The organism is Vibrio sp. VGrn 2 (assembly GCF_009361695.1).
GTDB classification, from domain to species: Bacteria; Pseudomonadota; Gammaproteobacteria; order Enterobacterales; family Vibrionaceae; genus Vibrio; species Vibrio diabolicus.
On the sequence record NZ_RBWD01000008.1, the window covers coordinates 53,085 to 75,540 of the forward strand.

At 44.1% G+C, this 22,456-nt stretch carries 17 protein-coding genes, 1 tRNA gene and 1 pseudogene; 8 read left to right on the forward strand and 11 right to left on the reverse strand.

Going from position 1 to position 22,456, the window contains the following annotated elements:
- Positions 1–30: 30 nt before the first annotated feature.
- The 6 genes and pseudogenes from D8S93_RS14350 to D8S93_RS14370 form a co-directional block, all read right to left on the reverse strand.
- Positions 31–765 (reverse strand): ABC transporter permease, encoded by a 735-nt coding sequence (locus D8S93_RS14350; RefSeq protein ID WP_046873660.1) that lies wholly within the window; start codon positions 763–765, stop codon positions 31–33.
- Positions 762–1,931: an ABC transporter ATP-binding protein gene (locus D8S93_RS14355; RefSeq protein ID WP_048625214.1), complete on the reverse strand. Its 1,170-nt coding sequence runs from the start codon at positions 1,929–1,931 to the stop codon at positions 762–764. The genes D8S93_RS14350 and D8S93_RS14355 overlap by 4 nt, the downstream gene beginning before the upstream one ends.
- A 24-nt stretch (positions 1,932–1,955) precedes the next feature.
- Complete coding sequence (locus D8S93_RS14360; protein ID WP_005391019.1) at positions 1,956–2,558, reverse strand: ABC transporter permease; 603 nt, start codon at positions 2,556–2,558, stop codon at positions 1,956–1,958.
- A 287-nt stretch (positions 2,559–2,845) separates the two neighbouring features.
- Complete coding sequence (locus D8S93_RS25420; RefSeq protein ID WP_370687804.1) at positions 2,846–3,382, reverse strand: methyl-accepting chemotaxis protein; 537 nt, start codon at positions 3,380–3,382, stop codon at positions 2,846–2,848.
- Positions 3,380–4,159: pseudogene (locus D8S93_RS25425) on the reverse strand (PAS domain-containing protein); the annotation flags it as partial. The gene D8S93_RS25420 and the pseudogene D8S93_RS25425, both read right to left, overlap by 3 nt.
- Positions 4,160–4,514: 355 nt before the next feature.
- Entirely contained in the window at positions 4,515–5,708 is a 1,194-nt protein-coding gene (locus D8S93_RS14370) for an acetate/propionate family kinase (RefSeq protein ID WP_006742422.1), read from the reverse strand.
- Between the two features lie 363 nt (positions 5,709–6,071).
- Between D8S93_RS14370 and D8S93_RS14380 the strand changes: the two genes are divergently transcribed.
- A complete protein-coding gene (locus tag D8S93_RS14380) occupies positions 6,072–7,610 on the forward strand; it encodes a putative bifunctional diguanylate cyclase/phosphodiesterase (protein ID WP_193621614.1) in 1,539 nt (512 codons plus the stop codon).
- Between the two features lie 73 nt (positions 7,611–7,683).
- Here D8S93_RS14380 and D8S93_RS14385 read toward each other — a convergent pair whose 3' ends face one another.
- Positions 7,684–9,618 carry a DEAD/DEAH box helicase gene (locus D8S93_RS14385; RefSeq protein WP_012842482.1) on the reverse strand — a complete coding sequence of 645 codons (1,935 nt, stop codon included), beginning with the start codon at positions 9,616–9,618 and terminating at the stop codon, positions 7,684–7,686.
- A 413-nt stretch (positions 9,619–10,031) separates the two neighbouring features.
- Between D8S93_RS14385 and rnb the strand changes: the two genes are divergently transcribed.
- Both rnb and D8S93_RS14395 read left to right on the forward strand, forming a co-directional pair.
- On the forward strand, positions 10,032–12,035 hold the full coding sequence (gene rnb / locus D8S93_RS14390; protein ID WP_074189972.1) for an exoribonuclease II: 2,004 nt from the start codon (positions 10,032–10,034) through the stop codon (positions 12,033–12,035).
- Positions 12,036–12,107: 72 nt separating this feature from the next.
- On the forward strand, positions 12,108–12,917 hold the full coding sequence (locus D8S93_RS14395; protein ID WP_152813891.1) for a helix-turn-helix transcriptional regulator: 810 nt from the start codon (positions 12,108–12,110) through the stop codon (positions 12,915–12,917).
- Positions 12,918–12,957: 40 nt separating this feature from the next.
- On the opposite strand, the gene D8S93_RS14400 is transcribed toward D8S93_RS14395, so the two are convergent.
- Positions 12,958–13,311, reverse strand: coding sequence for a DUF3024 domain-containing protein (locus D8S93_RS14400; protein ID WP_005391033.1), 354 nt, complete (start codon positions 13,309–13,311; stop codon positions 12,958–12,960).
- Positions 13,312–13,577: 266 nt separating this feature from the next.
- On the opposite strand from D8S93_RS14400, the gene D8S93_RS14405 reads away from it, so the two are divergent.
- On the forward strand, positions 13,578–14,402 hold the full coding sequence (locus D8S93_RS14405; RefSeq protein WP_152813893.1) for a phosphate ABC transporter substrate-binding protein: 825 nt from the start codon (positions 13,578–13,580) through the stop codon (positions 14,400–14,402).
- A 59-nt stretch (positions 14,403–14,461) separates the two neighbouring features.
- Here the strand turns inward: D8S93_RS14405 and D8S93_RS14410 are convergent, their stop codons facing one another.
- Positions 14,462–15,142 carry a MaoC family dehydratase gene (locus D8S93_RS14410; RefSeq protein ID WP_005391037.1) on the reverse strand — a complete coding sequence of 227 codons (681 nt, stop codon included), beginning with the start codon at positions 15,140–15,142 and terminating at the stop codon, positions 14,462–14,464.
- A 329-nt stretch (positions 15,143–15,471) separates the two neighbouring features.
- On the opposite strand from D8S93_RS14410, the gene D8S93_RS14415 reads away from it, so the two are divergent.
- Positions 15,472–15,562 (forward strand) — tRNA-Ser (locus D8S93_RS14415).
- Between the two features lie 162 nt (positions 15,563–15,724).
- Here D8S93_RS14415 and D8S93_RS14420 read toward each other — a convergent pair.
- Positions 15,725–17,275 (reverse strand): PAS domain-containing methyl-accepting chemotaxis protein, encoded by a 1,551-nt coding sequence (locus D8S93_RS14420; protein WP_182018427.1) that lies wholly within the window; start codon positions 17,273–17,275, stop codon positions 15,725–15,727.
- 284 nt (positions 17,276–17,559) lie between these two features.
- Here D8S93_RS14420 and modF point away from each other — a divergent pair, with 284 nt between their 5' ends.
- Positions 17,560–19,011 (forward strand): molybdate ABC transporter ATP-binding protein ModF, encoded by a 1,452-nt coding sequence (modF, locus tag D8S93_RS14425; protein WP_152813895.1) that lies wholly within the window; start codon positions 17,560–17,562, stop codon positions 19,009–19,011.
- Here the strand turns inward: modF and D8S93_RS14430 are convergent.
- Positions 19,002–20,474, reverse strand: a complete 1,473-nt coding sequence (locus tag D8S93_RS14430) for an EAL domain-containing protein (RefSeq protein WP_152813897.1) — start codon at positions 20,472–20,474, stop codon at positions 19,002–19,004. The two genes, modF and D8S93_RS14430, sit on opposite strands and share 10 nt — an antisense overlap.
- Before the next feature lie 348 nt (positions 20,475–20,822).
- Between D8S93_RS14430 and D8S93_RS14435 the strand changes: the two genes are divergently transcribed.
- Both D8S93_RS14435 and D8S93_RS14440 read left to right on the forward strand, forming a co-directional pair.
- Positions 20,823–21,557 carry an IclR family transcriptional regulator gene (locus D8S93_RS14435; protein ID WP_005391048.1) on the forward strand — a complete coding sequence of 245 codons (735 nt, stop codon included), beginning with the start codon at positions 20,823–20,825 and terminating at the stop codon, positions 21,555–21,557.
- Positions 21,558–21,563: 6 nt separating this feature from the next.
- Positions 21,564–22,403 (forward strand): arginase family protein, encoded by an 840-nt coding sequence (locus D8S93_RS14440; protein WP_005391051.1) that lies wholly within the window; start codon positions 21,564–21,566, stop codon positions 22,401–22,403.
- The last annotated feature ends 53 nt before the right edge of the window (positions 22,404–22,456 follow it).

Sequence of the window (22,456 nt, forward strand, 5' to 3'; positions counted from 1 at the left end):
ACTCCTGTCTGTGTTCAATTTTTAGGATTGTTATTGTCTAGCTCTAATAGGGTTACAGCCTTTAGGTACAGTGACATAGGAAACGGCTCCTACCACACTGTCGATAGCGATAGCCAGCATCGCTGTAGGAATAGCGCCTGCCAGCATCATGATGGGTTCATCCAGATCAATACCGGTAAAAATGAGCTCCCCTAACCCACCACCACCAATTAAGAAGGCCAGTGGAACGGTGCCCACGTTGACAGCTAACGCCGTGCGGATACCGGCAAAAATGACGAACAGCGCATTAGGAATTTCAACCTGAAACAACATTTGTAACTCGGTCATACCAATGCCTGACGCCGCTTCTTTTAAATGAGCGGGCACTTCTTTCAGTCCGATATAGGTGTTTCTGACAATCGGTAACAACGAGGCAATCGTCAGCCCAAATACCGCTGGCACGGTGCCAATGCCAAGAAAGCTCATTGCCAGCGCAAGAATGGCTAAAGTAGGAATCGTGGTCCCCACATTCAAAATCTGCATCGCCGATTCTGCGACTTTCTGAAAACGGGGACGGCTGAGCAATACGCCGACGGGAATCGCGATTAGGATCGCCAATCCACCAGACAGCAGCACCAGTTCAATGTGCTGAACCGTCAAATAAACAATGTCTTCTTGGTAGTAGAGGAAATCATCGATCGTACCCGCGCCTTGTAAATAAATACCCAACGCAAAGACACACGCTAATAAAACGAAATAGTAGGTTTGTTTGAGCTGATTGGTCACGATGCCTCCTTAGCCTGATGCAATGGCTGTGGCTCACTAAGAGAGGTATCGCGCTGATAAGTTGCGCCTAGATAATGGGTAATGCCGCGCTGTGTGACTTCGCCCACTAAGCGGCCATTCTCGTCAACACACGGCATCCAAACAATGTCGTGCGTGAACATCTTCGACGCGACTTTACGCAGATCATCCGTGGTTCGGGCGATTGTTTTCAGGCCGACATAATGTTCGCCGCAGTACCCCTTCATATTGATTGCGGTAGCTTTGGGCACATAACCGATAGGTTGGTGTTGGTCATTCACTAATATCACGGCGTCGCGATACCCATACGCGTCAATTTTGGTTAGAGCGTCGGCAAGCGTATCGTTAGGTTTCACGTACGCAAAAGTGGTCTGCATGACGGACTCAGCCGTCACTAAGCGTAGACGTTTAAGTGCGCGATCATCTCCGACAAAGTTTTTCACGAAATCATCTTTCGGGTGTGCGAGCAAATCGTCAGGCGTATCGTACTGAACCAGGTGACCATCACGGAAAATCGCAATTCTATCGGCCATTTTGACCGCTTCATCAATGTCATGACTGACAAACATGATGGTCTTGTTGAGCTCTTGCTGCATTTTAAGGAACTCATCCTGAATTACTTCACGGTTGATCGGGTCAATCGCACCAAAAGGTTCATCCATCAGCATGACGGGAGGATCCGCAGCTAGAGCTCGAGCAACTCCAATTCGTTGCTGCTGTCCGCCAGACAACTCATTTGGATAACGATTAAGGAAGACACTAGGATCAAGAGCCACCATCTCCAATAGCTCTTTTGCACGCGTCATGTACCTTGCCTTATCCCACCCTAATAACTTGGGAACCACCGCGATGTTTTCGCCGATCGTCATGTTGGGAAATAAGCCAATTTGCTGAATAACATAGCCAATGTTGCGGCGCAGAGTGACCGTATCCATCCCAGAAGTATCTTCACCACCAAGATAGATCTTGCCCGATGTCGCGGGAATAATTCGGTTGACCATTTTCAGCGTGGTGGTTTTGCCACAACCGGATGGGCCAAGTAACACACAAATTTCACCACTGGGAACTTCCATCTCAATGTGATCTGCGGCAGTCACCGGGCCATTAGGCGTTTCAAAAATTTTGGTTAGCTTGTCAATTTTGATCATTTGAATGTCCCTATTATTTATCCTTTATCGAGCAGCGGTTAAGCCCGGTGGCGTTAATCTTTTTTGTAGTCGAATCAATCCGTAATCCGCGATGATAGCCAGAAGGCTAACGGCGATGGCACCAACGATCAGTTGTCGAGGATCACTTTGCGAGATGCCACGACTGATAAACACGCCTAGCCCTCCTGCTCCGATATACGCGGCGATCGCCATAACGCCAATATTCATTACTACTGCCGTTCTCACACCCGCCATAATCACCGGAATCGCCAATGGAATTTCCACCATTTTCAAACGCTGAAAAGGCGTCATCCCGATGCCGCGAGCTGCCTCTCGGAGTGACGGTTCTACGTTGTGAATGGCGGTATAAGTGTTGCGAATAATAGGTAGCTGAGAATAAAGCAGTACGGTAATCACGGCGGGCACGTAGCCAATCCCATGACCAATGGTCGATAAGAGAGGAATCATCAAACCAAACAGTGCGATTGAAGGAATGGTGATAATGATGGACGCTACGTAAAGCACCACTTTCGCAACGCGCTCATTTTGTGTGATAAGAATGCCGATAGGTACGCCAGTTAAGATGGCAAGCCCAACAGCCAGAGCGACCAAAGAGATGTGCTCCATGGTAAGCGTACCTAGCAGCGCTAAGTTATCTATGGTGAAATTTAGTAAGTCCAAGTAGGTCTCCCCCAACTGTGATTCGCAACCAAGTTAACAGGAGATTAAATTACGCTACTTTTTATTAACAGTGTTGTAAAATAGCGACACGTTAAGATAGAAATACGAAATATTAAGGAGGGAAATAATTAGCTTTCTCATCACCAAAAAAAGCGCTTTGTTGGCGATGAGCAGCAGTAAACAAGTTGATTATATCGGAACTGAAAACAGCCATTGATAGCATGAAGAACCCACTACAATGAGCGGTTAAATTGCTCCACAGCCTCTACGACACGGCTAGCGCCATCTTGTATTTCGTTCATCACATTCCCCGCTTTTTCTGAAAGCTCTAGCGTATCTAGTGCTTCTTTTTGGCATTTGGCGATCAGTTGGACAGCATTATCGGTTCGCTCTAAGTTTTCAGTTACCATTGTGACAATTTCATCAGTGGTCGCATTGGTTCTTGTGGCAAGCTGTCTGACCTCGTCAGCAACAACGGCAAAGCCTCTACCATGCTCACCCGCGCGAGCTGCTTCTATCGCCGCATTTAACGCTAGTAAGTTAGTTTGGTCTGCAATACCACTGATGCTATTAACCAGTTCACTAATGCGTGATGAGTGCGCTTTGAGCTCGTCAATGGCCGTATTCGCTTGCTGCATCTGGTCAGACAGTGTTTGCACCTTTTCTAGCGTCGAACCTATCACTTGCTGACCTTGCAGTGTTTGTGTTCCGGTCTCTTGAGAAACTTCATTAGCCAATTGCGCAGCCTGAGCCATTTGCTGCTCTTGCATCACCTGCTGGGTGATGTCGGTCGCGAACTTGACGACCTTGTAGAGCTCTCCTCTATCGTTATGGATAGGATTATAGGAGGCTTCTAACCATACCTCTTCACCGTAACGGTTAACTCGCTTAAATCGGTCTGAAGCAAACTGTCCTTTTGCCAAACGTTGCCAGAACTCGCGATAAGCTTCAGAACCAGCCTCTTCCTGATCGCAGAACATACGATGATGCTTACCTTTAATTTGATCCAGTGTATAACCCATCGTACTAAGGAAATTATCATTGGCCTTTAATACATTACCATCTAACGTGAACTCAATAACCGCCATAGAACGGCTCAACGCATTCAGCATGTCCTCTTGCTCACGCGATGCTTTGATCGTTCGCGTAAGCTCAGAAGCAAACACAAAAAAGCTTTCGACTTCTTGATGTTCGTTTAAAACAGGCTGGATAACCGTTCGTAACCACGCTTCTTCGCCGTTGCCTTTAAGTACTTGCATCGCGCCATTCCAAAATACTTTGTCTTGAACGGCTGTCTCCATTCGATAAAAGTGCTCTGTATTGCGCGAATTTGATGGCACCAACTCGGTAATCGGTTTCGCTAAAATATCCGCATCAGTGAAAAAGAGTTGTTGGTGAAGTTTTGTATTTACAGAGGTAATGCAGCCTTTCTTATCCAGCGTTAAGCGAAGCATTTCTTCATCTAAACTGTGTTGGATTTGCTGCAAGCGTTGCAGATCCTGCTTTAATCGTTGGTTTTCTTGCTGAAGCGACTTATTAAAAAACATAACTTTCTCTCATTTGACTAATCTTCGAACTAGTCAACGGTTTATTATTTATATGCCCAATAGCCTGCAAAGATACGATTTCGTTTGATCGTTCTTCAAACGCAATTCCTGTCTCCGAGCTGAGACACCTACATGACATAAGGCTATTTTTCTTTGGTATGGCTTAAGCGCAGTATACTGAAATTTCTTCACCGCCCAAGTTGTTTATATATTTATCAATATTAAGGCAATTGGCAGCTATTAGAGCTCCGTATTAATGCGGATAGTTGTATGGAGAAAGGATGTATTTGGATCAAAAAAAAGCCCTTTCCAAAAAGGAAAGGGCTTTGACTTAGTTCCCAAAATTTTTGCCGTTTTACAGCAGTTCCACCGACTGTTGAGCGATTACCCACTCTTCATTGGTAGGAATAACTAGTGCTTTCGCACCGAGCAACTCAGATGTTGCGATAACACCTGCGTTGCCAAATCTTGCATCTTCGTTGCCTTTCTCATCTTCAACAAAACCTAGCAGTTTTAGGTTTTTCAAGATTTCACGACGAATTGGTAGTGAGTTTTCACCAATACCACCAGTGAAGATGATGCCGTCTAATGAATCCAGAGCAGCTAGGTAAGAAGTAATGTATTTCGCAACACGGTAAGTGAAGATTTCAAATGCCAACTTCGCACGTGAGTTACCCGCTTCCATGGCTTCTAGTACACCACGTGCGTCACTTGTTACACCGGATACACCTAAGAAGCCTGACTTCTTGTTCATCATCTCGAACACTTCGTCTTTTTCCCAACCTTTACGGAAAAGGAACTCGATAACACTTGGGTCGAGGTCACCACAACGAGTGCCCATCATTAGGCCAGCTAGCGGCGTCAAACCCATACTTGTATCAACACATTCGCCATTTTTAACCGCACTCACTGATGCACCGTTACCTAAGTGCACGGTGATAAAGCTGCTTTCTTCAACCGGTTTATCTAGCATTTTCGCTGCTTCACGGCTTACGTAGTAGTGGCTTGTGCCGTGAGCACCGTAACGACGCACTTTATGCTCTTCGTAAAGCTCGTAAGGAAGCGCGTACATAAACGCTTTGGCAGGCATTGTTTGGTGGAAAGCAGTATCAAACACAGCGAATTGAGGCAGTGAAGGGAATGCTGCCATTGCTGCTCGCATGCCTTCTGCATTCGCTTTGTTATGAAGCGGCGCTAGTTCAGCAAGACGCTCAACTTCTTGAATAACTTTTTCATCGACTTTCACTGTGCCTTTAAAGGTTTCGCCACCAGCAACAATGCGGTGACCTACTGCTACAAATTTTGAGCTCAAACCCAAAGTCTCGAGTAGTTTTACCACTCGCTCAACAGCGTACTGATGATGGTTACCGCCAGCAGGAATTGCTTCAACGGTTTTTTCTCCCTGATATTTCCAACTGATTTCAGCTTCAGGTAGGCCAAAACACTCACCAATACCTGATACCAAAGCTTCACCGGTTTCAGAATCAATAACAGCAAATTTTAATGAAGAGCTACCAGAGTTGATCACCAGTACAAACGAATTAGACATGAAATAGTTATCCTGTTGTAGAGCAGAGGTTGTAATAGCGCTTGTGCGCTGCGTACTTCTTGTTTGCCCCTCTATTATTCAATAATTTTTTAATCTTTCAACAATCTTTTAGTAAAAGCGATTTGATTGAACAAATTTTGTTGATCTGTAGCAAGTTTTGATTTTATTTGAAGACTAAAAAATATGACTTGTTAAACATAATTTATGAATAGGTCAATTTGTACAAATTCAGAGATATGAGCTACGTTGTTTATTGGGTGAACAAAAATAATAAACCAATCAATAAATCGGGGTAATAATGTGCCCACTATTGCATTTCTATTAGTGATCTTAGGTTTGATTTTGCTCTGCTGGGGATGGCAGATGACAAAAAACATCTGCTCGAGAACTGATGTACCCGGGTGGACTTTCCTATTGTTGTTAATCAGCTGTTTCATTTTTGCGTATGCCGCTTTTTTACACGCTATAATGCAAAAACCTATCGCTTCCCTCTTGGAAACCGGAGTTTCTCTCATTTTATTCGGTGGCAGCATTTTTGTGGTGCTGGTTATCAAATGGAGCAACGACTCCATACTAGAACTTCATACCGTTGCTGAAAAAGAGAAGCGTAATGCCGTTCACGACGCACTTACTGGACTCCCTAACCGTAAATACTGCTTTGAGTTAATCGAAGATAGAATACAGTCTGGAGACCCTTTCTCAGTGATCCTTTTCGATGTCGTTAACTTTAAACAAGTCAACGATGCTATGGGACACTTTTGTGGAGACCAACTACTGATTCAAATTGGGCAACGTCTCCAAGAGAAACTTAAAGGCAGTGACAAAATTTTCCGCGTTGGTGGCGATGAATTTGTCATCCTCACCTCGTCAGCGTGCGAGGAAACAGGCAAAAGTCTCATCGAAGAGTTAGATTCAGCACTGTCTAATCGCTTCCATTTAGATGAGTTTCAAGTCTCTTCCCGCGTTGTTTTCGGTGTCAGTACCTACCCTTATGACGCTCTGTCCAATGATCTATTGATAAAGCACGCGGACATTGCCATGTATCACGCCAAACGAAATGGCAACCTCTTTGCATTTTATAATGAGGACATGAACGTCGGGGCCAAGTACCAGCTCGAAATCTCTTCTCGTATTCAATGTGCGCTGGAAAAAGAGGAGTTCCAGCTGTACTACCAACCGTTGATTGACGCACATACTAACTTAGCTGTCGGCTTTGAAACCGTGATCCGTTGGCATGACGAAAATGGTAAAACGATTTCGCCTAACGACTTCATCCCCATCGCGGAGCGAAGTAATCAAGTGCACAACATCACCATGTGGGTCCTCAACCAAGTTGAAAAAGACCTCCAGACCTTTATAGAAAAAGACATCAAGCTTCCTGTCCACGTTAACTTATCTGCAAAAGATCTCTCGTCTAATTTATTGTTCAACCGCTTGGAAACACTGCTCAAAGTAAACCCTCAATTTGCTGACCTTATAAGCTTAGAGATTACTGAAACGATGGCGATTGATAGAGTTGTTGAGCTCAACCCCCTAATTCACCAAATCAAAGGATTGGGTATTAAGATCAGCTTGGACGACTTTGGCACCGGGTATTCATCTCTGTCGCTTTTGAGAGATCTCCCAGTTGATCAAATTAAAATTGACCGATCATTTCTTTGTACCGCAAGCCGGACAGAGGGCACCCGCTCTATCGTTGAGAACACAATAGCGTTAGCGCATGGTCTAGGGTATTCAGTCGTCGCAGAAGGCGTTCAAGACATGGATACACTGCATTTTTTACGCAGTCGTGGCTGCGACATCATTCAGGGCTACTTGTTCTGCCCAGCCCTACCCTTAAACGAAGTAATCACCTGGGTAAATGAGCACGATGAAAAACAAAGCCGTATTCGACGCGCATAAAAAAGCCGAGCATTTCGCTCGGCTTTCAATTCTTACGGCAATTTAATCAATTGCTCTAATCACTGATTCGTGATTATGCTTCTTGAGTGCGACGACCACGGCCGTGACCACGCTCACCACGGTGGTTACCACGGTGATCACCACCACGGTTACGATCGAAGCGACGTTCGCCACCTTCACGGTTACCATCGCGGTTGCCGTCACGGTTACCACGGAAGCCACCTTCGCGACGACCGCCTTCACGACGATCACCACCACGGTTGCCGCCTTCGCGGTTGCCACGGTAACCGCCGCCATCACGACGACCGCCATCGCGACGACCACCGTCACGGCGACCACCACGAGACTCTCGGAAGTCATCGAAGTCACATACTACAGCACCAACATCTTGTTGACGGATGCGTAGTTTGCTTAGCTTGCCCGCAGCTTCAGAAGTCATTGCTTTTGGTAGCTGAACGAATGTGTGGCCTTGTGCTAGCTTGATCGCACCGATAGAGCCTTTACCTAGACCTAGTTCGTTCGCTAGAGCACCAACGATGTCTTTAACTTGAACACCTTGCTCGCGACCAACTTGAAGCTGGTAAGTATCCCAATCTTGGTTGTTGAAGTTACGACCGCCGTCACGACCACCTTCACGGCGCTCTTTGCGGCGTTGCTTATCACGCTCAATCGCTTCAACCATTGGATCTTCGCCAATGTAGAACAGAGGACGTTTACCTTGCTGGCGCTTAAGAAGCATAGCAGCAAGCGTTGCTGGGTCGATGTCTAGAGAAGTTTGTAGTTTCTCTACTAGCTCAGCAAATTTGTCTAGAGCTTTGTGCTCTTTCTCTGCTTCAAGCTCAGCGCCTAGCTTAGCTAGACGAGCTTCAGCAACTTGGTCACGTAGAGGAAGTTGAATCTCTTCCATAGATGACTTAGTTACGCGCTCGATGGTGCGAAGCATACGGATTTGGTTAGTGCGAACAAGAAGGATCGCTTTACCTTTACGTCCAGCACGGCCAGTACGACCGATACGGTGGATGTAAGACTCAACATCGAATGGGATGTCGTAGTTGAATACGTGCGTAATACGTGGAACATCAAGACCACGTGCCACAACGTCAGTTGCAACTAGGATGTCGATAACACCTTGTTTGATGTGATCAACAGTACGCTCGCGTAAAGACTGAGGAATGTCACCGTGCAGAGCAGCCGCTTTAAAGCCACGTGCAGATAGCCAATCAGCTAGACGCTCAGTGTCTTGACGAGTACGTACGAAGACGATTGACGCGTCAGTTTCTTCCGTTTCAAGAAGACGAGACATCGCTTCATCTTTCTCTACACCCTTCACTACCCAGAACTGCTGTTGAACTTTGTCTACAGTGTGGTTCTTACCAGCAACGTCAACCATTACAGGCTCACGTAGGAAACGCTCAACGATTTTCTTAAGCATCGGAGGCATTGTTGCAGAGAATAGAACGCGTTGAGCAGACTCTGGTGCATGTTCCATGATCGCAGTAACGTCATCAACGAAACCCATGTTTAGCATTTCGTCAGCTTCGTCTAGTACAAACGTGTTTACTTCATCTAGGTGTAGACGTTCACGGTTGATAAGGTCTTGTACACGACCTGGAGTACCAACAATAACTTGTGCACCACTCTTAAGAGCACGCATCTGATCTACGATAGAAGCACCACCGTAAATCTCTAAAACTTTAAGACCCTTGATGTTCTTACCAAGGTTTTTCATTTCAGCCGCAACCTGGATCGCTAACTCACGCGTTGGCGCAAGAACGATAGCTTGTGGTTTACGTTGGTTGAGATCGATCTTATTTAGAAGAGGCAGAGAGAACGCTGCCGTTTTACCTGTACCTGTTTGAGCTTTACCCAGCGCGTCAGCACCTTCCAACAGGTGTGGGATTGCCGCAGCCTGAATTGGAGTTGGTGACACGAAACCCATTCCGTCTAGAGCAGAAAGGATAGAATCATTCAGAGATAAATCGCTGAATTGAATAACAGAATCTTGCATTGGGATCCTACTTAATTAAACAAAAAAACAGTCCCATATGCTCTTCCAATTCGATACTGATTCATCCAGTTACTGATTCCATTCAGACAGGAACACAGCACAGTACACAACCGCGATAAGCCATTAGGGACGACTAAGGGAGGCGGATTATTCCTTAAAAGCATAAAAAAAGCCAGAAAAAATTGAATTACATCACAATTTATTCTCAATAATGGCATTTTTAGCATATTTTTCCACCAGCCCCACCATTCCCCGTAGATTTGCGCAGCTCGCAGATGAGTTTTTCATCAATATTTAAGCCGATTTCCTGCAATTCGATCAGCAAAATTCACGGCGAAATTGCGCTCCACAGGTAGTAATAATAGCTCGCAATGATTATAGTGTGCCCAACTCCATAGGTAATTTAAGAAAAGATGTTTCAAGATAACCCACTACTCGCTCAGCTTAAGCAGCAAATCCAAGAAAACCTGCCGAAAAAAGAAGGCTCAATAAAAGCCACAGATAAAGGCTTTGGCTTTTTGGAAGTGGACAGCAAGACTAGCTTCTTCATCCCACCTGCGTACATGAAAAAGTGCATGCACGGTGACAAAGTCGTCGCCATTATCCGCACAGAAAATGAACGCGAAGTTGCTGAGCCACAAGAGCTGTTAGAACAAGCCGTGACTCGCTTTATTGGTCGAGTCAAAATGTTCAAAGGCAAGCTAAACGTAGCACCTGATCACCCGCAGCTTAAAAAGCTTTCTCTTAAAGCGAAACTAAAGAAAGGTCTCAAACCTGACGAGTTCGCAGAGGGAGATTGGGTTGTCGCACATCTTATTCGCCACCCTCTAAAAGGCGATAACTCTTTCTTCGTGGAAATTTCTGAAAAAATCACAGACGCGAACGACAAAATTGCACCTTGGTGGGTAACGCTTGCTCAAAACGATCTACCAAACTCTGAGCCAGCAGGCATCGAGAACTGGGAACTGAAAGACGACGCCGATCTAGAACGCGTAGACATGACACACGTTCCTTTCGTGACTATCGATGGTGAATCAACCAAAGATATGGACGATGCGCTGTACGCGAAGAAAACCGAATCTGGCGATTTCGAACTGACTATCGCTATCGCAGATCCAACCGCCTACATCACACCAGAAGATGAAATGGATAAAGTAGCACGTGAGCGTGGCTATACTATTTATCTTCCGGGCCGCAATATTCCAATGCTGCCTCGCGATCTAGCAGACAACCTATGCTCTCTGATTGAAGGCGAAATCCGCCCTGCTATTTGCTGTACCGTAACCGTAAATAAAGACGGCGTAATTGGCGACGATATCAAGTTCTTTGCAGCAAACATCAAATCACACGCACGCCTAGCATACGATCACGTGTCTGATTGGCTAGAAAACGGCAGCTCAGAAGCATGGCAACCATCTGAAGAGATCGCGACGATCGTTCGTGACCTTTACGACTTCTCCCTTGCTCGCGCAGAATGGCGTGAGAAAAACGCAGTGGTCTTCCCAGACCGCCCTGACTACCGTTTTGAGCTGAGTGAAGACAACGATGTGGTTGCTATCCATGCAGATATGCGCCGCAGTGCAAATCGCTTGGTTGAAGAATCAATGATTACCGCAAACATCTGTGCTGGTCGTACACTGCGCGATAAATTTGAAACAGGTGTTTTCAATACTCACGCTGGCATTAAGACTGAGAAGATTGAAGAAGTTGTTCAACTTGTCAACCCAGAAGGTGAACTGGAATTCACAGCGGAGTCAATTACCACTCTAGAAGGCTTTGCTGCATTGCGTCGCTGGTTGGCTGCGCAAGAAACCTCTTACCTAGATAATCGTATTCGTAAGTTCCAAGCCTACAGTGAAGTAGGTAATCAGCCTCTTCCTCATTACGCTATGGGGCTGGATATCTATGCGACTTGGACATCACCAATTCGTAAGTACGGCGATATGATCAACCATCGCATGTTGAAGGCCGTCATCCTAGGCAAAGAGCCAGTGCAAAAACCTGATGATCAAGTCGGTGAAGAACTAGCTCTGCACCGTAAACATCATAAAATTGCTGAGCGAAATGTCTCAGATTGGTTATATGCACGTACGCTTGCTGATGAGCCGAACAAGAAAACTTGTTTCACAGGTGAGATTTTCGATATTAATCGTGCAGGTGCACGTGTCCGACTTCTCGAAAATGGCGCAGCAGCCTTTATTCCTGGTGCACTAATTCTTGATAATAAAGAAAGAATTGAGTGCAATGGCGACAACGGTACCATCTCTATCGATAAAGAGGTCGTATACAAACTTGGTGATACATTGGAAATTGTCCTTACGGACGTAAACCAAGAGAACCGTAGTTTAGTTGCAAAGCCAACCCAGGTATTTGCTGAACAACCAGCAGCACAAGCAGAACAGACTGTAAGTGAATAATACCGAATGAAGTTAAAAGGCGCTCTATTGAGCGCCTTTTTTATTTGTTATGTAAAAATGATAAGAACGAATATGCCGAACATTGAGATCATTCGCTTTAATCACTTCACTGCGCGCAAAAGTGAGCGTTACACCGCAACACATAATGGCTTATATGTTGTTGAAGAAGGTGCCCTATTAGTTCATCAACCAAATGGTGAACAATTTGAACTTAAAGCAGGAGATTTTACTCTCTACAACTCCGCTGATTTGAGCAGCGCAGAAGCCATCCCTAGTGAAAATGGCTTTAAAGCACTGGCTCTAGTCTTCAACCCAAATCTATTCTGTGACTTTAAAAAAGCACACCCAATGCTACGCTCCAAAACGGAAGAAAGGCGCTTCTATCCTTTTTCAGCGCAAGCCAGCAGCGAAGTAGCACAACTAAAAGACACATTGGTCAACTTAGCAAGTCGCAATGCCCCAGACTACACACAAGGTCATATCGCAATGGCACTACTGTCGTTAATGGTGGAGGCAGAGCCAAATATCCTATCAATCATAGATGATGCAAGCAGCCTAAGCGACTCTCAAAAGGCCATCAAGTATATTGAGAACAATATCGAGAAAGATATCACTCTGGAAGGCTTAGCGGCTCATATGAGTATGTCTATCGCGACGTTAAAACGCCGCCTCGCCGCAGAGGAGCTTTCATTTTCACAGATATTAAAAGTGAAGCGGATCAACTTCGCCGCTACCCAGCTGCGCATGTCAGAAAAATCTATAACAGAAATAGCGTTTGAATCCGGATTTAAGAGTGCTGCGCATTTCAGTACAGCGTTTAAATCCGTTTACAACATGACACCGAAAGACTTTAGAAACCAAGTCGTTAAATCCAAAGCATAAATCATGGTGACATTGGCAGCTGTTAGAGTTGGAGCGCTTACTATTCCCAAAAACACGCTTGAGGATCGCTTTCCAATTCGGTGAGTAGGTTTTCAAGCGTTTGACTGTATGGAAGTGGCTTATAAGGTACCCACCTTAATAATTCGTTGCGGTACGTTGGGACGTAGAAATACCAAAGCTGATTGCCCTCATCAAACACAATCTTCGCGACGGGAGAGGTATATTCGCTGTGCTGTGAATCAAGAAGAAAATGCGCCCTATGAAGCTCGACGCCATTCTCCACTGGCTCATATAAGCACTTACCCTGCTCGACAGGCAGGTTAGCATTACGTGCAGAGCAGAGCGATTGAACTGATTTGTATAAACGACTTGTCGCCATTTGGGACACTGACATCAACGTTCTCCCGATGGATGATAGTTAGAGCTGTCGATCCTAGTATATAACCTTTACACCACCACCGATGGTGATTATCTGCCTACCTCAAACAAAGGGTGGCTATATTCTCATTTACTCAGATTATCATCTCACTCTGCTTGGAAACGCTACCTACATCACCTCTTGGTTAGAAAGAATTCCCTTGTTTAGACCCGACAGTTCACAAAAGTGTAACCTGAACGCAATATCATAAACGCTGCTTTATACCGTATATGGAGTTTAATATGTTACGTTTTACTGTGGCGACGTTATTGGCCATAGCAGTCTCCCTCCCCGCCATTGCAAAAGAAATTAATATCTCTGGGTCAACCTCGGTTGCTCGCGTAATGGATGTACTTGCAGAGGAATACAACAAAACACACCCGGACGATTACATTGCAGTTCAAGGTATTGGTTCTAGTGCGGGTATTACAATGGTTAATAAAGGCGTAGCCGAGATTGGGATGAGCTCTCGCTATCTGACAGAAAGCGAAAAAGGTGAAGATCTCAACGTATATCCTATCGCTTATGATGGCCTAGCTGTTGTTGTAAACCGTACAAACTCTGTAAAAAACCTTTCTCAACAACAACTGTTTGATATCTACAAAGGTAAAATCAAGAATTGGAAAGAGGTTGGTGGTGCAGATCAACCTATCGCTGTTGTCACTAGAGAGGCATCTTCAGGCTCGCGCTACAGTTTTGAAAGTCTGCTAGGACTAACCAAAATCGTAAATGATCGCCTCGTCTCAGATATCAGCCCGAACAACTTGGTTGTAAATAGCAACAGCATGGTAAAAACCATCGTGAACCATAATACTCGTGCAATTGGGTTTATTTCTGTGGGATCAGTAGATCGCTCAATAAAAGCGATTCAATTAGATGGTATTGACCCAACTTCGGCAAACATTAGCAATCACAAGTATAAATTGGCGCGGCCATTCCTAGTGCTCTACAAAGTCAATAAGATTAGCGAACCAGGTCAAGGATTCGTCACCTTCCTTCGTTCAGAACAAGGACAAAAAGCGATTGCTGATTACGGTTACACTCCAGTAAAAAGCTTTAATCAATAAAACCAAAAAGAGAGCATATTGATGCTCTCTTTTGATATGTTTTCTATCTGGCTCTGGAATTAGAAATGCAGTTGAATGACAGAAACGACAACAGCACCAGGTCGACGAATGCCTTCTATTTCCACTTTAATTTCACGCTCGATCTCCAAACCTTTTTTGATCGGCGTTACTTTTGTTAACGTGCTGACAGCACGAACGTTGTTTCCTGCTTTAACAGGGTAAGGGAAACGAACTTGGTTTAAGCCTAAGTTAACGACCATTTTGGCTGTTGGGAACATTGGCTTATCAGGGTCCACTGAGTCAGTCAATTTAGGCAACAATGCTAATGTTAAAAAGCCATGAGCGATGGTTGTCTTAAATGGAGATTCAACTGACGCACGTTCTGGATCTGTGTGAATCCACTGCATGTCTTCCGTTACCGCACCAAATTGATTGATACGTTCTTGAGATACATGCACCCAGTCACCAGTGTGAATCACTTCACCAATTTTTTCACTTAACTCGTCATACAGCTTTTGAGCCTCAGGTGCCATTACGATTGGTGCAGGTTGAGGCGCAACCTCTTCGTTAACAGCTGGCTGTTGGTGATCACGAACTTTCGAGAAAAGAAAGCTATTCTGAGCTTTTCCCAAAAAGTCACTCCAATAATCGCGTAACGTTGGAGACATCCAATTCATAAACTCGGATTGATGAGCAGAAATCGCATCAACTTTGTCTTTAAATAGATTTGTGACCTTCATAAACACCCTTAAAAAATTTAAGCACAACTGGCTATACCAGTTAATTTTGAATTAGTTCACAAAGTCTTGCAAATACTTTCGGGCGAACACCTGTACCCTAAAAGCAAGTTATTTCTTAAATATCATAAGGATAACAATAAAACACCATTTTATTGACTTGCGCCAAGATAAAGTAAAAACTCTATAAATTGCTACTATTTGTCTCTTTTTCACCCCATTTTCAAACTGTTTAACATCACATCAGCGACTATAAAACGAGCAAACAGTACTTCTATTATAATTCAGCACTTTACAAGTCGGACTATGCTCCCTATTATACGTTCCGCAACGGAGAGATGGCTGAGTGGTTGAAAGCACCGGTCTTGAAAACCGGCATACGTTAATAGCGTATCTAGGGTTCAAATCCCTATCTCTCCGCCACTTATTTAGAAAGCTCGCATTTATTGCGAGCTTTCGTCGTTTTAGTGTTTGTAAAATGACGGAGGTTCGAACCCCTAGTCGTATACGGCCCCAGAACTTCACCACATTCCAATAAAGAGCCCGCTAAAAGTTAGCGGGCTCTTTATTTCTATTTTCTAGTGTTTAAGCAAACTTCTTAATCATTTCAGATAGGTCATTGGTACAACTTTGCACTTTAGAGTTCATCTGATTCGTTTCTGTCATCAGATCATACGATTCACTGTACTTTAAGTTAAGCGACTGGATGTTTTCGTTAATCTCATCCGTTACGTAAACCTGTTCTTCTATCGCTACCGCAATTTGTTGATTTCGCTCGACTACATCCTGAACGAGAGATTGCAGCTGTTGGATGCTCTCTAAAGCCGTGCCTAATAATGTTACCGTTCCGGTCGACATTTCATTGCCTTTCTCTAGCGCAGAAACCGCTGATTTACTGCCCTTTTGAATTCCTTCAATGGCCGCTTTAATTTCTGTTGTCGATTCCTGTGTTCTTTTAGCAAGGGTTCTCACTTCATCCGCAACGACTGCAAACCCTCTCCCTTGTTCGCCTGCCCTCGCCGCTTCAATTGCTGCATTCAACGCTAATAAGTTGGTTTGTTCAGCAATATCATTGATCACTTCAACAACAGTTCCTATTTGCTCGGTTTGTTGGTTCAAACGCATGACCACTTTAGAGATTTCGCCGAGCTCATCCACCAGCTCTAGTACCGAGTGATTAACATTATCGATAACGCTACGGCTATCTGTCATCGTGTTCTGCGCTTCTAGCGTAGCATCGGCAGTCGCTTGAGCATTATTTGATATCTCAGATGATGAGGCTTGCATCTCGTTGACCGCTGTAGCGACCGAGTCGATCTCTACTTTCTGTGCACTCAAGTTTTCCGTCACTTGCTGGCTATTAGTCGCAGCACTGTTGGCACTTGCACGCGTTTCTTCGCAAGAGTCTTTTACAGACACCCCGACTCGCCCTAATAGCGCATCTGCAAATTGCTTACGCATCTTCATACCCAGCTCTATTTCAGCCAGATCGTTAATTTTTCCGCAATAAATATATTCCATTAGCGGATTGTTGAAGTCTTGCCTAGCCTGTCTAGCAAGCTTTTCAACTGGCCTTGTTAATACATAAATTGAGAAAACGGAAAGTAATGCAGCGATGCCAAAGGCCACCGCTGGTGATTGATTCATTTGTAGAGTTAGCAAGCCAAGAAGGTTGGAAATGAAAAGAAAGAAGGCTGATCTCATCCACAAACGCGTACGGGGAAGATACATTTGCAATGGTTTACCGTTATTCCGAAGTTTTGAATACGCTTTTTCCGCTCGTTGAACGTGTATACGCTCAGGTTTAAATCGAACCGATTGGTACTCAACAACTTCACCATTGGATTTGATAGGAGAAGCAAACGCATCAACCCAATAATACCCTCCGTTTTTACGTCGGTTTTTCACCATTCCCATCCAGTGTTTTCCGGCTTTTAGGTGCGTCCATAAATCTTTAAAAGCCTGTTTCGGCATGTCGGGGTGGCGTACAACATTGTGAGGCTTACCGATAAGTTCACCATCATCAAACCCCGCGACTTCATTAAAGTTTTCACTGGCATATTTGATATAGCTGGACGTATCGGTGATAGAAACTAGGCTGTAACTCGAAGGGTAATCATATTCCGTTTCACTCATAAACATGTGTCCTTACATTGATTAATTAAATAAACGGCAAGTATGAGTGTAGCAGCATAACATTTATGCGCATAATGATAAGCTCATTGTAAAATTCAATAAAATTACTGACAGGTCAATTTATTACCTGCAAACATAGTGGCGGTTTCACTCTCAAATAGCACTACCCTTGAGTGCTCACAAGATGCTGCATTGATTAAAATTAATACACAAAAGCGCTTCCTTACTGAGTTCGTAAATTGTTATAAATAAACGACTACAACGAAAACAAGGAAGACAAACATATGACTATTCGTTTTAGTCAGCTTGCCGCTCAAGGGAACACGGCTCACCTATTTATTGACGATTGGAAAATAGACACTCAGCAATCTTGGGGAATATTCAGCGCAGATGGGGATATTGGTTCTCTACTTGGAGACCTTATTTGTGGTGAACTTTCACCAATAAGTGGGAAACTTGAGCTTGATGGGCTGTCCGTTGCTCAAGTGTCGTTATCAGAGCAACAGCGATTACTGGAAAGAGAATTAGAAAAGGACGATACAGACTTTCTTGATCGTATCGATCAAGGCAGTACCGTTTACTCACTCATTCAGGAGCGCAGCCAAGACGCTAATTTAATAGATCAGCTGATTACCGACCTCGACCTAACTCACCTTAAACACAGTGGCTTTCGTGTTCTCTCTACAGGGGAAACAAGACGAGTGATGTTAGCTCGCGCTTTAGCAACACAGCCTGATTTGTTACTGTTAGATAACCCATTTACTGGTTTAGATATTGCCCATCGAGCAGCTCTCGCTCACTATTTACACTCGCTTTCTCAAACCGTACAGCTGCTGGTCACGTTTTCTCGCGAGTCTGATATACCTGAGTGGATTGATCGAGTTGCGCTTTTCAGTGCAGGAAAGCTGGACAGTACGATGGATAAATCCAGTTGGGATAATCATCCAATCATTGAACAAATTAAATCTCAGTCCGAGCAACAGAGTGAAGAAATGATGAACTTGATACGTCAGCATCAGCACTCGACACACTTCGACAACCCAATATTTAAACTAACAAATGGGTCTGTTGAATACACTGATAAGAAGATCTTTACCGACTTAAACTGGCGAATAGACAAAGGTCAGCATTGGCAGGTCAAAGGCCCAAATGGCTGTGGGAAGAGCACCTTGCTTGGGTTAATCTTTGGTGATCATCCTCAGTGCTACAGCAATGACATTGATATCTTTGGTAAAAAGCGAGGGTCTGGCGAGACAATCTGGGAAATTAAGCAGCACATAGGTATGGTATCTTCAGCGTTACACCTTCAATACCGCGTTAACTGCAGTGCGCTAGACGTGATTTTGTCCGGTTTTTACGACTCCATAGGGTTGTATAACCAACCCACTCGTAAAGAAGTGGACATCGCAAACGAATGGCTCGACATCCTACATATGAGCCAATACCGAAAAACCTCATTCAAGCAATTAGAGTACGGTCAGCAGCGCCTGTTGTTGATTGCAAGAGCCATCGTTAAACAACCAACATTACTGATTTTGGACGAGCCATATCAAGGGTTGGATTTTCTTGGCAGGCGTTTAGTTAAGAATACACTTGAGCTCATCGCCCGAGAGAATTTAAGCCAGCTATTGTATGTATCTCATTACCAAGAAGACCGCTTGGATAGCATCAAGAATGAGTTAGAGTTTGTTTTTGATGACAATGACCAATGTTATCGGGCTAACGTTTACCAATAATAATGACTTCGCTGAGCAAGTTGATCATAAGGTAAAGGCTTGGAGTAAAAATATCCTTGATGATATCGCACTCCCATTTTTTTCAAATGGTCGGCTTGCGCCGTTGTTTCTACACCTTCAGCGATGAGTTGTACTTTTAGCTCTTCCGCAAAGTGAACAATAGCTTTTAAAACGGAAGCACTAAGGCTAGGTATACCAATAGTTTCGACAAAACATTTATCAATTTTTAGGTAATCAATACGCATGTGCTGCAGAAACGCCAGCGAGGTTTGACCGGTACCAAAATCGTCGATCAACACATCAATGCCATGTACTCGCAGCGCTGCGATACACTTTCTGGCTTCAGCATCAATGAGTTGACGTTCTGTTATCTCTATGCCTAATGAGACGTTATTTCGACTTAACTTCCTATCAATGAGTTGAATCTTTCTAATCGCGTTTGGCCCAACTAAGTAACCGGGCGGCACATTAATACCAAGGTGAACAGACTGATTAAAGTCTAATTTACTAAAGTCTTCTGCCGCTTTATCGAGAACGTAATCCGTGAGCAAAAAGACCAATCCACTTTGCTCCGCCGCTGGCACAAACTCATCAGGAGAAATGAACCCTTTATTCTGATGTTCCCATCGCACTAGGGCTTCAAAACCAAATAGTTGACCAGTATCGACGTTAATCTGGGGCTGGTAATACAGAGTCAACTCGCCTTTATTTATGGCTTTCTTTAAATCCAGGACCAAGCTTCGATGAGGATCGATAAATTTATTTAACGCATATAAGCAAAGATAGATAACAAAAATGATTGGAATTGAATACAAAAAATAGGAAAGTGTTCTCTGTTTGACGAACAGATCGCTAGCTTCACTCAAAGCTTCATACTCAAACATTTGCGACGATTTGATGCCAATAGGATTACTTCCCGTTCTCAACGCTTCTTCAGGTGCAACTTGGTCATGGATAAATAAGGCAGAGCGTTTTAAACGTAAATCGTTATTAAATCCTATCTTCGCATTAAAGTAGTCATGATCAATAATCGTCACCGCTTGATAACCTCGCTCTCCTTCGGTCACGACGAGCAAAAATTGGTCATATACGCTATCCACGTTTCCAAGTGCTAACGCTTGTCCCTCGGGAAATATAATGTGCTCGGCTAACGGTTTAGAAATTACGCCCAGTTTAGAAGAACACGTAATGACCCCATTTTTTACAATCAGCATTTCTTCGATATCTCGTTCAAACATCAAGTTTTGCTGAAGCTCTTCACATCGTCTAGGATGCAACAAAGCCGTGCGGTTTTCGGTCTCTATTTGGAATAAAATTTCGTCTGCGATTTGAACGTTTTTTTCTAATAGATGATTGAGGTTGTTTTGCACGCTTTCACGAGCTAAATACAAGACCTCGCCAACAATCAAAGGAATAGGCAACAAAAAAATGATGGCTTTTTTAAAAAGCGCCTTATTCAGCATATAAAAGTAACCTTTTATAAAACCGATTTACTTAGATGGTATCTGGATTCTGATACCCACTAGCAACTCTCGTTTATAATATTATTTATTTAGATTAACTCAGTATGCGAAACACTTGGTAATACCGCAAACTAAACAATGCCTTAATCCCTCCTGTTCCAATTTAGCATCAAACGACTCAAACCTGAGACGTCAATACGACATCATTTTTGAGCCCATCGGTACCGAGGTAAGCCCTCAGTCGTCAAATTCTCACTCTGCGAGAATTACCCATTAAAATTATTTTTCTTTTCTCAGTGATTAAGAATTATATTTGTCGTAATTCATATAACACGTTACAACACTCTCATGACGACAAACAAAGCTAATGCGAATCAGGTAAACGAAAAAGCACTGCAGTTGTTAATGCAAGTTGCAGTTAGTCCATTCCCAGTCTCTGCGAAAACGCTAAGCGAGCAATTGAACGTTCCTTTGAGCAGTCTCTACCGACACTTGAAGCTGCTCAAAGAGTGGAACTTGATTGAAGAAAGCGTACACGACAAGACATTTGTAGTTGGCCCGGCAGCATTGCTGCTCATGCATAGCTATGAGACCGCACAGCATGGGTTAGATATGGTCGAAACCATACTGGCTCGGTTGGTACAACAAACAGGGGAAATGGCCGCTTATATGGTACCTGCAGGGTATCGCGCGCTTTGTGTCAGACAAAAAGAAAGTATGCAGGCGCTGCGTTGCAGCTTCGTCCAGGGTCAAAGTCAACCTCTGCTACGTGGTGCCTCATCTAAAGTGATGCTCGCTTTTATGCCTCAAAGTCGATGCGAGAAAATCTTGAGATACTTTAATCAAGATCACCGACGAGACGAATGGGAACAAGAGCTCACAACCATCCGTAAACACGGATATGCCGTCAGTACTTCTGAAATTGACCCGGGTGTTTCTGGCATCAGTGCACCAGTGATGAAAGGAAGCAAACTGATCGGCGCGGTCTCGGTGATGGCTCCGGCCCACCGAGTCGAAAAGGATAAGCAGCGCATTATTTTGCATGTGTTGCAAGCGGCAAGGGCACTACCACCAGAAAGGTAATTCATCATGTTAAGCTTTTTCAAACGCTATAAACTCCACCACACCGTGAAACAGCCGCAGCATTACCCTTTTTCTTTTATGACAGTGTGTGAGTATTTGCCACCCATGTCTAAGGGCGCGTTTGAATTAGCTGATCAAAGTTTGGAAAATGCTAGTGATTGGCTATACCAACAGCATGATCATGAAACCGCTGAAAACTTTGGTCACTTCAACCACGACAAGCTGGAAAATGGCGAGTTTCAGGAAGCGTTAAGCCTTTCGCTTTCTCGCCACTCAATTCCTGTTTTAGTAACTAACTGTACCGAGGCAATCTTGTCCATGTTACCTGTGGTCGTGTCTTATCGAGACGAAGTGGGTGTGGTAAATATTGGACATGACATGAACTTGAAGCCAACACTTGAACCACGTTTAGGCTCGGCATTCCATTTTGCGCTTTCTCGCTATCAAAACGTGCGATTATTTTTTGCTGGTGTTAGCGAACAAGATACAAAGCAAGAAACGTGGGAATACGCGGAGGATCAAGGTTGTGACTGGGTAACCGATAAAGAGTTTTCTTTTCGTCATCGCAATAATGTAAAGCAGTTAATCGGCAATTACCTCGACCATTGCGACCAAATAATCCTCAGTATCGACCTTGGCTCCCTAAAAACCAAAAACAGCCTTGATGGTACCTCTGAAATTGATATCCAAATGGTTCTACGCACCATTAGGCAATGTCTGGTTGCAGGTAAAGTCAGAGCCATTCAACTCGTAGGCGATCGCGATCGTCTGGTCTATTCGAGACAAACGAAAGCCATACTAGAAGAGTTATATCAAATGGCCCCACTCATTGTTCACGCAGCCTAGGATTAAGTTCGGTTCAGAATCAGGACGCTCAAGCTACTGGTTCTGAATCAACA

Excerpts from the sequence above, each read along its gene's own strand:
- D8S93_RS14360 (WP_005391019.1), bottom strand. The coding sequence starts at position 2,558 with ATGGAGCACATCTCTTTGGTCGCTCTGGCTGTTGGGCTTGCCATCTTA.
- D8S93_RS25420 (WP_370687804.1), bottom strand. The coding sequence starts at position 3,382 with ATGCAAGAGCAGCAAATGGCTCAGGCTGCGCAATTGGCTAATGAAGTT.
- D8S93_RS14430 (WP_152813897.1), bottom strand. The coding sequence starts at position 20,474 with ATGCTGAATAAGGCGCTTTTTAAAAAAGCCATCATTTTTTTGTTGCCT.
- D8S93_RS14435 (WP_005391048.1), top strand. The coding sequence starts at position 20,823 with ATGACGACAAACAAAGCTAATGCGAATCAGGTAAACGAAAAAGCACTG.
- D8S93_RS14440 (WP_005391051.1), top strand. The coding sequence starts at position 21,564 with ATGTTAAGCTTTTTCAAACGCTATAAACTCCACCACACCGTGAAACAG.
- D8S93_RS14395 (WP_152813891.1), top strand. The coding sequence starts at position 12,108 with ATGCCGAACATTGAGATCATTCGCTTTAATCACTTCACTGCGCGCAAA.
- modF (WP_152813895.1), top strand. The coding sequence starts at position 17,560 with ATGACTATTCGTTTTAGTCAGCTTGCCGCTCAAGGGAACACGGCTCAC.
- D8S93_RS14355 (WP_048625214.1), bottom strand. The coding sequence starts at position 1,931 with ATGATCAAAATTGACAAGCTAACCAAAATTTTTGAAACGCCTAATGGC.
- D8S93_RS14410 (WP_005391037.1), bottom strand. The coding sequence starts at position 15,142 with ATGAAGGTCACAAATCTATTTAAAGACAAAGTTGATGCGATTTCTGCT.
- D8S93_RS14400 (WP_005391033.1), bottom strand. The coding sequence starts at position 13,311 with ATGTCAGTGTCCCAAATGGCGACAAGTCGTTTATACAAATCAGTTCAA.
- D8S93_RS14370 (WP_006742422.1), bottom strand. The coding sequence starts at position 5,708 with ATGTCTAATTCGTTTGTACTGGTGATCAACTCTGGTAGCTCTTCATTA.
- rnb (WP_074189972.1), top strand. The coding sequence starts at position 10,032 with ATGTTTCAAGATAACCCACTACTCGCTCAGCTTAAGCAGCAAATCCAA.
- D8S93_RS14405 (WP_152813893.1), top strand. The coding sequence starts at position 13,578 with ATGTTACGTTTTACTGTGGCGACGTTATTGGCCATAGCAGTCTCCCTC.
- D8S93_RS14380 (WP_193621614.1), top strand. The coding sequence starts at position 6,072 with ATGACAAAAAACATCTGCTCGAGAACTGATGTACCCGGGTGGACTTTC.
- D8S93_RS14385 (WP_012842482.1), bottom strand. The coding sequence starts at position 9,618 with ATGCAAGATTCTGTTATTCAATTCAGCGATTTATCTCTGAATGATTCT.
- D8S93_RS14420 (WP_182018427.1), bottom strand. The coding sequence starts at position 17,275 with ATGAGTGAAACGGAATATGATTACCCTTCGAGTTACAGCCTAGTTTCT.